Source organism: Mesonia oceanica (assembly GCF_902499555.1).
GTDB classification, from domain to species: domain Bacteria; phylum Bacteroidota; class Bacteroidia; order Flavobacteriales; family Flavobacteriaceae; genus Mesonia; species Mesonia oceanica.
In genome coordinates this window covers 50,846-64,147 of the sequence record NZ_CABVMM010000001.1, presented here as the reverse complement: position 1 = coordinate 64,147, position 13,302 = coordinate 50,846, and the positions used below count along the sequence as shown (strand labels likewise).

The window sequence follows — 13,302 nt, the reverse complement described above, 5'->3', positions numbered from 1 at the left end:
TAACTGAATTTAATTCAATTTAAAATTAATAAATGCTGAAGTTTTCCCTCGTAATATACTTTAGTTTAGCTTTATTTTAACCCTAAGCAGTAAGGATTTAAAAATAATTTGCTTTCTAATTGCTTTCCTATGCCGTGCGATTTTATTTTTGATAACTTTGCGTTTTTATATGAAAAATTATGGCAGAAGAAAATAAGTCACTCAATTTTATAGAACAAATTATAGAAGACGATTTAGCGAGCGGAGGCTACAAAAAGGAAGATTTAAAATTTAGATTTCCCCCAGAGCCTAATGGTTATTTACACATTGGTCATGCCTCATCGATCAACTTAAATTTTGGCTTAGGATTACGCTACAATGCGCCTGTAAATCTTCGTTTTGACGATACCAATCCTATTAAAGAAGAGCGGGAGTTTGTAGATTCTATTAAACGCGATGTAGCATGGTTAGGCTTTAAATGGGCGAAAGAATGTTATGCTTCAGACTACTTCCAGCAGCTCTATGATTGGGCGGTAGAAATGATTAAAAATGGAGATGCCTATGTAGATAGCCAAACTTCGGAAGCCATTGCCAACCAAAAAGGAACACCCACAGAGCCTGGTAAAGAAAGTCCGTATCGTGAGCGTTCTGTAGAAGAAAACTTAGCTCTTTTTGAAGAAATGAAAAACGGCGATACGCCAGAAGGAGCTCATGTACTCCGTGCTAAAATAGATATGACTTCTTCCAATATGTTAATGCGTGACCCAATTATGTATCGTTGTGTACATAAAGCTCACCATAGAACCAATCAAGAATGGAAAATTTACCCGATGTACGATTGGGCTCATGGAGAGAGTGATTTTATCGAATCGATTTCGCATTCCTTTTGTACATTGGAGTTTCTTCCGCACAGAGAGTTATACAATTGGTTTGTGAATAAAGTAAGCAAACCTGAAGATTTTCAACCTAAACAGCGAGAGTTTGCACGTCGTAATTTAAGTCATACCGTAGTTAGTAAACGTAAATTAGCGCAATTGGTAGAAAAAGGATTGGTAGATTCGTGGGACGATCCACGCATGCCTACTATTTCCGGATTACGCAGAAGAGGATATACGCCAAATTCCATTAGAAAATTTGCAGAATCCATTGGTGTAGGAAAGCGTGAAAATATCATTGATCTTTCACATTTGGAATTTTGTGCCCGGGAAGATTTAAATAAAATTGCCCCAAGAGTAATGGGCGTTTTAGATCCGGTTAAATTAGTGATTACGAATTACGAGAAAGAAGAGGAGTGGTTAGAGGCAGAAAACAATCCGGAAGATGAAGCAGCAGGAAGTAGGCAAGTTCCCTTTTCGAAAGAATTATATATTGAACGGGAAGATTTTAAAGAAAGTGCCAACCGTAAATTCTTTAGGTTAACTTTAGGAAAAGAAGTACGATTGAAGAATGCTTATATCATCAAAGGAGAAGATGTTGTAAAAGATGAAGAAGGAAATATTACTGAAATTCATTGTACGTATGACCCTTTAAGTAAAAGTGGAAGCGGTACTGAAGAATCTCAACGCAAAGTAAAAGGAACGTTGCACTGGGTTTCTACAAAACATGCGGTTGCTGCAGAAGTACGCTTATACGATCGTTTATTTACGGTGGAAGCTCCCGATGCCGATAAAGAAAAAGACTATCTAGAGTTTGTAAACCCTAACTCGTTAGAAGTAATTACCGGTTACGTAGAACCAAGTTTAAAAGACGCTAAAGAGTTGGAACATTTTCAGTTTCAGCGTATTGGTTATTTCTGCATTGATAAGACCAGTTCTTCCGAGAAATTAGTCTTCAACAGAACAGTCACCCTTCGTGATTCTTGGGCAAAGAAGAAATAATATGATCATTATTTAAGTGTGATAGCGTATTCAGCAAATAAAGTTGAATGCGCTTTTTTTGTGTATAAAACTTCTACTCATCCATTAAGATAATTTTAGCATTGGATTTCAGGATATTAACCGGTTATTAACAACAAGCGGTCGGTATAAATGTTAAATTTGGAGGAAATATTAATTAACCTTTAAAACAAATGTTATGGCAAATAATACAGGAACTACCATCTTAGCTTTATTAACCGGTGCTGCTATTGGAGCAGGAGTAGGTTTACTATATGCTCCAGATAAAGGGGAAAATACCCGCAAAAAGCTAAATAAAGAAGCAAAAAATGCAAAAAAGAGATTAGATAAACAAGTAAAAGAGACTTCCTCACATTTATCGGAATCTGCAAAAAGTGCAAAGTTAAATTTTGAATCCAAATTGGAAGAAACACTTTCTTCAGCAAGTTATAAAGCCGATGATATTCTTTCTGCTATGGAAGAAAAACTTGAAGCGTTGAGAGAGAAAAATGCTAAGTTTCAAAAAGAAGTAAAAAAGGAAGAAGTAAAGACGAATATTAAAAACGCCACAGCGTAGTCTATGCCTCTAAACAAGATCACGAACCACATTGACGATTTATATAAACATACTCAAGCGTATGTAGAAAGTAGCTTTGAGTATTATAAACTGTTTGCCTTTAAAAAGCTAACAGAGAGTTCGTCCATGTTGGTTTCTATGCTTGTAGCCGGAAGTATATTTATTATATTTCTTGGTTTTCTGTCGTTTGGGGTGGCTTTTCTAATTGGTACAGCTTTGGAAAGTTATGCTGCAGGATTTTTTATTGTTGCTGGATTTTACCTATTGGTGTTTATTCTTTTCCTTTTGTTTGGAAGGCATATTTTCGATGGATTTATTCTAACCAAATTCTCGAAAATGTTTTTTAATGAAAGTACGATAGATGAAGTATTAGATGAACCTTTACAAACTGAAGTAGATAACGAATGAAAATTTACGACTCATACGACGAAATTAATAATGACTTGAAGATTTTAAAACTTCAAAATCATATTGATAAAGAACGGATTAAGCTCTCTGTAAACGATATTAAAGAAGATTTTAGCCCTATTAGTGTTGCTACCGGCATTGCTACCAAAATCGCTAAAAAAGCCTTTATTTTAAAGGCTGTTTCAAAACTTATTGGTATTCAGAAAGCGAAGATTGTGAATAAATAAAAAATTGCTAAGATAGAAATAAAGAAATCCCGATAATTTTATCGGGATTTCTTATGTGTAAATAATTTAAGATTACTCTTCGCTACGGTATTCATCATCATCAAAAGGAGGGTTTTGCTTCTTCGGTTTTTCCTTTTTGGTTTTGCTGTCTGAAGTAATTCCTTTTAACTGATTTTCTTCCTTCATCTTTTCACCAATCTGGTTAGACGCTACAAACGAAGCAATCATATTATTCAGCATATCGCTTCCGGCTTGAGGTGAATTGGGGAGTAAGATTAAATTGGTATTGGTTTCTTCCCCTAATGATTGTAAGGTATCGTAATGTTGCGTTACGACAATTAATGCAGAAGCTTCTTGAGAATTGATCCCTACATTGTTTAATACATCTACCGATTCTTCCAGCCCTCTTGCAATTTCACGACGCTGATCGGCAATACCTTGCCCTTGTAAACGTTTACTTTCTGCTTCGGCTCTTGCTTTTGCTACAATCTTGATACGTTCGGCTTCCGCTTCGTATTCAGCAGCTACTTTTTCTCTTTCTGAAGCGTTAATTCGGTTCATGGCCGCTTTCACTTGTACATCAGGATCAATATCGGTCACCAAAGTTTTAATAATGTCGTATCCATAATCCACCATCGCATCATTCAATTCTAATTTTACAGCGTTTGCGATATCGTCTTTACGTTCAAATACGTCGTCTAGCTTCATTTTAGGCACTTCTGCACGCACTACATCAAAAACATAAGAGGTAATCTGGTCGTGCGGACTTTCAAGCTTATAGAAGGCATCATAGACTTTGGTTTTGATCACTTGAAACTGAACCGAAATTTTTAAACGGACAAACACATCATCTTTGGTTTTGGTTTCTACAATTACATCTAATTGTTGAATCTTTAAATTGATTCTTCCCGCAATTCTATCGATGATCGGAATTTTAATTTGAAGTCCCGAATTTCGAATACTGTTGAATTTTCCGAAGCGCTCTACAATAGCTGCAGTTTGTTGTTTTACCGTGAATATTCCTGAAAGTACAAGAATAATAGCCAAGAAAATAATAAATCCTGTTAGAAATAGTCCCATAATTGTTAAGTTGTTTAATCCTCTAAAGATACAAGATTAAGCGTTATATTTTTAGGGATGAATAACAAAAAAGCAGCTTGAAGATTCAAACTGCTTTTTATATGATAGAAAACTTGTCCAACGTATTTTCCTGTAAGGTTTCCAAAACCTTTTAGGTATGAATAAGTTTTTATGAAAAAACCTACAAAGGTCCTATGAGGACTTACAGGTTGAAAATTACTTTAATTTTTCAATAGCAAAATCTATTCGCTTTAAAGTTTCTTCTTTTCCAATGGAAGTCATAATGTGAAATAAATCTGGACCTTTCATTTCTCCAACCAGTGAAAGTCGAAGCGGTTGCATTACTTTTCCAAAGCCAATTCCTTGATCGGTAATCCAGCCTTTTACATGATCTTGAAGATTTTCTTGAGTAAACTCATCTACTTCAGCAATTAGCTTTTTTACATGTTCCATAATTTCTGAAGTTCCTTCTTTCCAAGCTTTTTTAGAAGCTTTTGCTTCAAATTCAGTAGGAGCAATAAAATAGAAGGAAGAAAGTTCCCAAAAATCACTTACAAACGTAGCACGTTCTTTAATGGTTTTGACCACTTCTCCTACATAGGTAAGGGCAGGATCAATATTTTTTTCTTTCAGTATAGGTAAATATTGTTCAGCTAAAGCTACATTATCTTGTTCTTGTAAATAATGGTGCTGAAACCATTTCGTTTTTTCAGGATCAAATTTAGAACCTCCTTTAGAAACGTGTGCTAAACTAAACGCATTCACCAATTCTTCTAAAGTATATATTTCTTTTTCAGAACCTTCGCCTTCATTCCATCCAAGAAAAACCAACATATTTACGACGGTTTGCGGTAAATATCCCTCTTCGCGATAACCAGATGCTAGGTCTCCGGTTTTAGGATCTTTCCACTCCAACGGGAACACTGGGAATCCCATTTTATCGCCATCACGTTTGCTTAATTTTCCTTTACCGGTTGGTTTTAAAATAAGGGGTAAATGCGCAAATTTGGGAGCTTTCCAATCAAATGCACGGTATAATAAAATGTGTAAAGCTAAGGATGGTAACCATTCTTCACCACGAATGACGTGGGTGATTTTCATTAAATGATCATCAACAATATTAGCTAAGTGATACGTAGGCATTCCATCACTTTTAAATAACACCTTATCATCGATTACTTTGGTATTAACCTGAATATCGCCTCGAATTTCATCTTGTAAATCGAGCTCTTCATTTTCAGGAGCTTTAAACCGAATTACGTAAGGCTCACCGCTTTCAATTTTCTGTTTTACTTCTTCTTCAGAAAGAGCTAAGGAGTTATTCAACTCATTTCGGTTATGCCAATTGTAAATAAAAGTTTCTCCTTTAGCTTCGTGAGCTGCTCTTTTTTCGGCTAATTCTTCTGCAGTATCAAAAGCATAATAAGCATTTCCACTCGCTAATAATTGATCGGCATATTCTCGGTACAAGCCTTTGCGTTCACTTTGGCGGTAAGGGCCGGCATGAGCTTCTTTTTCTGGACCTTCATCATAAGGAATGTTCAACCAGTTCAAAGCTTCAATAATATAATCTTCGGCGCCTTTCACATAACGGGTTTGATCTGTATCTTCAATTCGTAATACAAAATCACCATCGTGTTTCTTGGCAAAAAGGTAGTTAAATAATGCAGTTCTTACACCACCAATATGTAGAGGTCCTGTTGGGCTTGGTGCAAAACGCACCCGTACTTTCTGAGACATTTTCTTCTGTTTTTTGGCAAAGATACAATGATTGTTAGGGAATATTCAAATGAAGCAAAAAAGATAAGTGGAAGCTAAAGTAGAATAGTGTACTTTCGTAGAAATCATTTTTTGTACATTTTTACTATGCTAATTGATTTTCGGAATAAAACAGCGTTTCCTGGTTGGGAACAAGCCCCTCAGTTTTTAAGTCAGTTAATTACTTCAAACAATATCAAAAATGTTTTAGAAGTAGGTTCTGGAGCCAATCCTACGCTCGATGCTGAAACAATTATGGCATTAGGGATCCATTATACCACTAACGATTTATCGGCAGAAGAGTTGGAAAAAGCCCCGAAAGAGTTTGCCACTTGGCAAGCTGATTTATGTAATGAAGAAACCGTAAAAAACCATTCTAAAAAATACGATTTGATATTTAGCCGAATGGTGAATGAGCATGTAAAAGATGGAAAACAGTATTATAAAAATATATTTGAATTGCTTTCTCCCGGAGGAATAACCGCTCATTGTTTTTCTACATTATATGCTTTTCCATTTTTAACCAATAAAGTAATTCCCGAAACACTTTCCGATAAATTACTGGATATTTTTAATTCTAGGGACCGTCATCAGCATGAAAAATTTCCTGCTTATTATAGTTGGAGTAGGGGGCCTTCTAAAAAATCGATTAATAAGTTTGAATCCATTGGCTTTGAAGTGATCGAGTATGTAGGTTATTTTGGGCATGGTTATTATAAAAAACGATTACCTTTTTTACATTATTTGGAACAACAAAAAGCAAACTATTTGGTTAAAAACCCTGTTACATCCTTAACGAGTTATGCCCATATTGTGTTGAAAAAATCCATATAGTTTTTCTCTTTAAGGATTATATTTCTGAATATAAATGCGAGAAACTTAACCAATTTTTATAGATAAAACTGGTAAGAATTTTGTTGAGGTACTGATGTTAAACTACTTAAGCTATTTAGATAGCTTAAATTTTTATTGTAGTTTTAGAAGTTAATGAATAAGCAAACCTCTTGCAGATGAACAATTACCAACTTATCAAGCATAAGTTAGAAGCTTTTATTAGAAAATATTACCTCAATGAACTTCTAAAAGGAACCCTATTATTTTTTGCTATTGGGTTTCTATATTTTCTAATTACCGTTTCTTTTGAATATTTTTTCTGGCTGAATTCCTTTGGAAGAAAAATTTTATTCTGGCTTTTTGTTGGAGTAGAGGTGGCATTGTTTGCCCGTTTTATTTTATATCCACTTGCTAAACTATTCAAACTTTCCAAAGGGATAGATTATGAACAAGCTTCCCGAATTATTGGAGAGCACTTTCCAGAAGTAAATGATAAGTTGCTGAACATCCTTCAGCTTCATAAAAATGCTAAAACTACAGATTCTGAATTATTGCTAGCAAGTATCGATCAGAAATCGTTAGAATTAAAACCAGTTCCGTTTCAGATTGCGGTGAATTTTAAATCGAACCTCAAGTATGTTAAATACGCGATCATTCCGGTGCTAATTTTCTTGGCTATTTACATTTCAGGGAATAGCAGTTTATTTTCAGAAAGTTATACGCGTGTAGTCAATTACGATCAAGCTTATGAGCCACCAGCTCCTTTTTCTTTTCAATTGAATCAAAATCAGCTTCAGGTAAAGGAAAATGAAAGTTTCACCTTAAGAATTCAGACCAATGGAAGTATAATGCCGGAAGATGCAAGTATTCATTACAATGGAGAAACTTATTTTTTAAAGAAAGTTACTCCGGGAGTTTTTGAATATACCTTTGATCGAGTATCTAAAAACACTGAATTCTATTTAAGTTCTAATGAAGTCACTTCCCGACCTTATCAACTAGAAGTGATTAACGTTCCTACCTTGGTTAATTTTGAAATGCAATTAGATTATCCTTCTTATGTGGGAAAGAAAGATGAACGTATTAAAGGAACAGGAAATGCTACCATTCCTGAAGGCACTAAAGTTTCGTGGAATTTAACCGCAAAATCAACTAATCAAATTCAATTGAATTTACCTGATACGATTGAGACTTTTCAGCAATCGGAAAGTAACTTTACTATTCAAGAGCAAATATTTAGAAATACTGCTTATCAAATTTCAACTTCCAATGAGCAATTAAAAGATTACGAACGTTTGTCATATCAATTAAAAGTAGTTCGTGACGAATATCCGGAATTAGCTATAGAAATGAAACGTGATTCTTTAGATCATCAGTTGATGTATTTCTACGGAAAAGTAGCCGATGATTATGGATTAACCAATTTGCAGTTGGTGTATTTTCCTTCCGAAGATCCTTCAAACATCAAGAAAATCAATTTAAAAGTGAGTGCTTCTACTTTTGATGATTTTGTATACACCTTTCCTAATAATTTAGAATTAGAGCGAGGAAAAGCTTATGAGTTTTACTTTCAGGTTTTTGATAACGATCAGGTAAACGGTAATAAACGGACGAAGAGTGAAACCTTTTCTTATCGAAAATTCACTGAAGATGAAGAAAGCCAAGAACAACTCAATAACCAAGAGAAAACCATCAAAGACATGGACAGTTCTTTGGAGAAAATGAAAGAAGCAAATAAAGAGTTACAAGAATTAGATCAGCTTCAAAAAGAAAAAAAACAACTGAATTACAACGACCGTAAGAAGCTTGAAAATTATATTCAGCGGCAGCAACAACAGGAGGAATTAATGAAAGAGTATTCTAAGCAAATGAAAGAAAACTTAGAAAAATTTCAACCGGAAAAAGAAGACGATTTTAAAGAACAGCTGAAAGAACGCTTAGAAAAAAATGAAGAACGTATTGAACAGAATGAAGAATTGCTGAAAGAGTTAGAAAAGTACCAAGATAAAATCAATAAGGAAGAACTTAACGAAAAAATTGAAAAGCTTAGCAAGCAAAACCAAAATGAACAAAAAAGTTTAGAACAGCTTTTAGAATTAACCAAGCGTTATTATGTTCAAAAGAAGGCAGAACAAGTTGCTAAGGAAATGAACGAACTAGGGAAAGAGCAAGAAAAATTAGCTAAAAATGATTCTTTAAATTCTGTAGAAGAACAAGAAAAAATGAATAAAGCTTTTGATGAATTACAAAAGCAAATGGATGATTTGGATAAAGAAAACCAAGATCTAAAAACCCCGATGGATTTAGCTCGGGATAATCAAAAAGAAAACAGTGTTAAAAAGGATCAGCAAGAGGCCAGTGAAGAATTAACTAAATCTGAAGATCAAGATCCGAAAGAATCTTCTGAAGAAAACGATCAAGGAGAGCAGGAAAATTCAGATCAAAATCAAGAAAAGCAAGATGCTCAAAATGAACCGCAAGAATCATCACCTTCTCAAAATGCAAAACAAAAACAAAAATCTGCCGGAGAGAAAATGCAGGAAATGGGACAGCAAATGATGAGTATGATGATGCAAGGAAGTGCTGAACAAAATAAGGAAGATGCTGAAATGCTTCGTCAAATTTTAGACAATTTAATCACGTTTTCATTTCAGCAAGAAGATTTAATGCAAGACTTCAAATCTATTGAAGAAAATAGTCCACAATATGCTAAGAAACTTCGACATCAATATGTATTGAAGGAAAACTTTAAACATGTAGATGATAGCCTTTATGCTTTGGCCTTACGTAATCCAATGATTGGAGATCAAATAACTTCTCAACTTACAGACATAGAATTTAATATTGATAAATCCCTTGAAAGATTATCAGAAAATCAAGCAAGAACAGGGGTTGCCAGTCAGCAGTACGTTTTTAAAGGAGCTAATGATTTAGCGAATATGTTGAACGAATCTTTACAACAAATGCAAGCTATGGCGATGGGTTCAGGACAAGGCCAAGGAAAGGGACAACCAAGTCCCGGACAAGGACAAGGTGAGGGTAGAGGATTTCAACTTCAGGATATTATTCAAAAGCAAGGAGAATTAGGGGAGCAAATAGGTCAAGGAAAAGGAAAAAAGGAAGGTGAATCAGGTTCACCGGGATCTGGTAAAAGTGGTGAATCTGGGGAAGGCCAAAAATCAGGAAAAGGTAATCAATCTGGAAAACCTGGTGAGCAAGGAGAAAAAGGGGAAAGTGGTAAAGGTGGTCAAAATGGAGGAGAAGGAAATGGAAGCCAACAAGGAAAAAAGGGTACTAAATCTTCTGAACAATTAAGTGGTGAAATCTATGAGATTTATAAACGCCAACAAGAACTGCGAAACCAATTAGAAGATATGATTCGTAAAGAAGGTTTAGATGAAAAAGCCAAGAATCTTGCTCGACAAATGAAAAAAGTGGAAGATGAATTATTGCGTAGTGGGGTTACTGAACGTACCGAATCACAGATGAAGAATATTCAACATCAATTATTAAAACTTGAAGAAGCTTCCTTGCAACAAGGTCAAGACAATAAAAGGGAGTCTGAGACCAATAGAAAAAATTACCAGAACCCAACTCAACATCAATTAGATAAGGCGAAAGAATATTTCAACACTACTGAAATTTTAAACAGACAAAGCTTACCTTTGCAGCAAAATTATAAAATTAAAGTACAAGAATATTTTAAGTCAAATGATTAATTTTTTCAGTGAAAATAATTTCGAGTTAGAACAGAAAGAAAACTATGAAAATTGGTTGCGTAACGTTCTAATTTCAGAAGAAAAAAAAGAAGGAGAAATCAATTATATTTTTTGTGATGATGATTATTTACATGAAATAAATGTAAAGTATTTAAATCATGACGACTATACGGATATCATCAGTTTTGATAATGCAGTAGGAAATATTTTACACGGAGATATTTTTATAAGTACAGAACGTGTTGCAGAAAATGCTGAAAAATTTGAGGTTTCTTTTGACGAAGAATTGAAGCGAGTAATTGCTCACGGGATGTTACACTTTTGCGGTTATAAAGATAAAACAGATGATGATGCGCAATTAATGCGTAAAAAAGAAGATGAAAAAATTAAAATGTTCCACGTGGAACAATAGAAATTTATAGGGTAATGTTTGAGAAAGAGTACGATGTAATTGTAGTAGGAGGAGGACACGCAGGAAGTGAAGCTGCTGCTGCTGCTGCGAATATGGGAAGTAAAACCTTATTGGTAACCATGAACCTGCAGAATATCGCGCAAATGTCTTGTAATCCAGCTATGGGTGGAATTGCAAAAGGACAAATTGTACGTGAAATTGATGCAATGGGTGGTTACAGCGGAATTGTAAGTGACACCAGTGCTATTCAATTTAAAATGTTGAATAAATCTAAAGGACCTGCTATGTGGAGTCCGCGGGTGCAAAGTGACCGTATGCGGTTTGCTGAAGATTGGAGAATGATGTTAGAGCAAACTCCTAATTTAGATTTTTATCAAGAAATGGTTGCTGGGATTCTTTCTGAAAATGGAAAAATTACAGGAGTTAGAACTTCTCTTGGATTAGAAATAAAAGCCAAAAGTGTCGTATTAACCAACGGTACTTTTTTAAATGGTTTAATTCATATTGGCGAAAAGAATTTTGGTGGAGGTCGTTCAGGCGAAAGAGCGGCTACCGGAATTACGGCAGATCTTGTTGATCTAGGTTTTGAATCTGGAAGAATGAAAACCGGAACACCACCAAGAGTAGATGGTCGTTCCTTAGATTTTTCAAAGATGGTTGAGCAACCAGGAGATGAAGTTCCAGCGAAATTTTCTTATTTGGATGTAACAAAACCTTTAAGTAAACAACGTTCTTGCCATATGACCTATACTTCTCCGGAAGTACATAATTTATTAAAAGAAGGTTTTGATCGTTCTCCGATGTTTAATGGAAGAATAGAAAGTGTTGGTCCAAGATATTGCCCAAGTATTGAGGACAAAATTAATCGATTTGCAGATAAAGACCGTCACCAACTATTTGTAGAACCGGAAGGTTGGAATACGGTTGAATATTATGTAAATGGATTTTCTACTTCGTTACCGGAAGATGTTCAATTTAGAGCTTTAAAATCTGTAGCCGGATTTGAGAATGTAAAGTTTTTTAGGCCAGGTTATGCCATTGAATACGATTATTTTCCGCCAACACAATTGCAACATACCCTAGAAACCAAATTAATCGAAGGTTTATATTTTGCTGGTCAAATTAATGGGACCACCGGTTATGAAGAGGCTGCTTGTCAAGGTTTAATGGCTGGAATTAATGCAGCATTAAAGGTTCAAGAGCGTGAAGAATTTGTATTGAGTAGGGATGAGGCATATATAGGCGTTTTAATAGACGATTTAATCACAAAAGGTACAGAAGAGCCCTATCGAATGTTTACGTCCCGTGCAGAGTATAGAACGCTGCTTAGACAGGACAATGCTGATTTTAGATTGACCGAGAAATCCTATAAGCTTGGTTTAGCCTCTCAGAAGCGAATGGCAAGAATGGAATCTAAAAAAGATGCCGCTGATGCTTTTGTTTCTTTCTTTAGGGAAACTAGTGTGAATCCTGAAGAAATAAATCCAATTCTGGAAGCTAATAATTCAGCGACGGTTAAACAAAGCGGAAAAATGTTCAAAATATTTGCACGTCCTAATATGACGATGGAAGATATGCGAAAGGTGGAAACTGTCGAAAATTATATTCAAGAACATCAATTTGATCATGAGGTTTTAGAGCAAACAGAAATTCAGGTTAAATATTCTGGGTATATCGAAAAAGAAAAGAATAATGCCGACAAACTTCATCGTTTAGAAAATTTAAAAATTCCTTCAGATTTTGATTATATGAAATTGAAATCAATGTCGATGGAAGCAAGAGAGAAATTAAATAAAATTCAACCAAAAACCGTTTCACAGGCTTCAAGGGTAAGTGGTGTAAGCCCGGCAGATATTTCGGTTCTTTTGGTGTATATGGGAAGATAATTTTAATTGTTCCACGTGGAACAATCTGTGTTTTGAAGAAAATAATAGTACTTTTTATACTTGTTTTTAGCTTTCAGTCTTGTTTTAGAGTTCATAAAGCTAGAAGAATTGATGAATATAAATTATATGAATCTAAACTAAAAAACAGTACTACTTCTTATGGTTTTCGTTTAAAAGCAAGTAGGATTTCTTTTTATCCTAATGCTAAAAGATTCTTTAAAGTAGAAGGGGATTATTTGCCAGATTCTTTCATCACTAAAGAACTTTATCCGAAAGAAGAATTAGAGGTGAGTTTTTACGTTACTTCAGATAGAGATAAATATCTAGATTTTTTTACGGGAACCTTCAAATCTATTATAGGGTCTCAAGATGGATTAAAAGGAGAGCAAATTTCCCAAAAAGGTGACGAGATTTATAACTATGTATATGTGAAGGTAAAAGATTTAAAAGGTAATGATGTTTTTACTAAAGAAGGAGATCGTAAACAAGCTGTAATTGAAAAATTAAACGAATTTCGAGCTTTTCTCAATTAGAATTTGATAAGTTAT

General features: G+C 34.6%; 11 protein-coding genes. 9 read left to right on the top strand and 2 right to left on the bottom strand.

Features of this window, described 5'->3' with window-relative positions; all coding sequences use genetic code 11:
• Positions 1-179: 179 nt before the first annotated feature.
• The 4 genes from FVB9532_RS00290 to FVB9532_RS00275 all read left to right on the top strand — a co-directional run bounded on the left by FVB9532_RS00290 (position 180) and on the right by FVB9532_RS00275 (position 3,065).
• The gene (locus FVB9532_RS00290; protein ID WP_150543215.1) at positions 180-1,856 is read left to right on the top strand and encodes a glutamine--tRNA ligase/YqeY domain fusion protein; all 1,677 of its coding nucleotides are present in this window, start codon (positions 180-182) and stop codon (positions 1,854-1,856) included.
• Positions 1,857-2,052: 196 nt separating this feature from the next.
• On the top strand, positions 2,053-2,430 hold the full coding sequence (locus tag FVB9532_RS00285) for a YtxH domain-containing protein (protein WP_150543214.1): 378 nt from the start codon (positions 2,053-2,055) through the stop codon (positions 2,428-2,430).
• Between the two features lie 3 nt (positions 2,431-2,433).
• Positions 2,434-2,838 (top strand): phage holin family protein, encoded by a 405-nt coding sequence (locus FVB9532_RS00280; protein WP_150543213.1) that lies wholly within the window; start codon positions 2,434-2,436, stop codon positions 2,836-2,838.
• Entirely contained in the window at positions 2,835-3,065 is a 231-nt protein-coding gene (locus tag FVB9532_RS00275; protein WP_150543212.1) for a DUF6327 family protein, read from the top strand. Before FVB9532_RS00280 ends, FVB9532_RS00275 begins: the two co-directional genes overlap by 4 nt.
• Positions 3,066-3,137: 72 nt before the next feature.
• On the opposite strand, the gene FVB9532_RS00270 is transcribed toward FVB9532_RS00275, so the two are convergent.
• Complete coding sequence (locus FVB9532_RS00270; RefSeq protein ID WP_150543211.1) at positions 3,138-4,145, bottom strand: SPFH domain-containing protein; 1,008 nt, start codon at positions 4,143-4,145, stop codon at positions 3,138-3,140.
• A 216-nt stretch (positions 4,146-4,361) separates the two neighbouring features.
• Entirely contained in the window at positions 4,362-5,885 is a 1,524-nt protein-coding gene (gltX, locus tag FVB9532_RS00265) for a glutamate--tRNA ligase (RefSeq protein ID WP_150543210.1), read from the bottom strand.
• Between the two features lie 126 nt (positions 5,886-6,011).
• On the opposite strand from gltX, the gene FVB9532_RS00260 reads away from it, so the two are divergent.
• The 5 genes from FVB9532_RS00260 (at position 6,012) to FVB9532_RS00240 (ending at position 13,287) form a co-directional block, all read left to right on the top strand.
• Positions 6,012-6,737, top strand: coding sequence for a class I SAM-dependent methyltransferase (locus tag FVB9532_RS00260; RefSeq protein ID WP_150543209.1), 726 nt, complete (start codon positions 6,012-6,014; stop codon positions 6,735-6,737).
• A 176-nt stretch (positions 6,738-6,913) separates the two neighbouring features.
• Positions 6,914-10,456: a DUF4175 family protein gene (locus FVB9532_RS00255; protein ID WP_150543208.1), complete on the top strand. Its 3,543-nt coding sequence runs from the start codon at positions 6,914-6,916 to the stop codon at positions 10,454-10,456.
• Entirely contained in the window at positions 10,449-10,868 is a 420-nt protein-coding gene (ybeY, locus tag FVB9532_RS00250; protein ID WP_150543207.1) for an rRNA maturation RNase YbeY, read from the top strand. The genes FVB9532_RS00255 and ybeY overlap by 8 nt, the downstream gene beginning before the upstream one ends.
• Before the next feature lie 14 nt (positions 10,869-10,882).
• Positions 10,883-12,754, top strand: coding sequence for a tRNA uridine-5-carboxymethylaminomethyl(34) synthesis enzyme MnmG (gene mnmG, locus FVB9532_RS00245; RefSeq protein WP_150543206.1), 1,872 nt, complete (start codon positions 10,883-10,885; stop codon positions 12,752-12,754).
• 32 nt (positions 12,755-12,786) lie between these two features.
• Positions 12,787-13,287, top strand: coding sequence for a hypothetical protein (locus FVB9532_RS00240; RefSeq protein WP_150543205.1), 501 nt, complete (start codon positions 12,787-12,789; stop codon positions 13,285-13,287).
• Positions 13,288-13,302 lie beyond the last annotated feature (15 nt).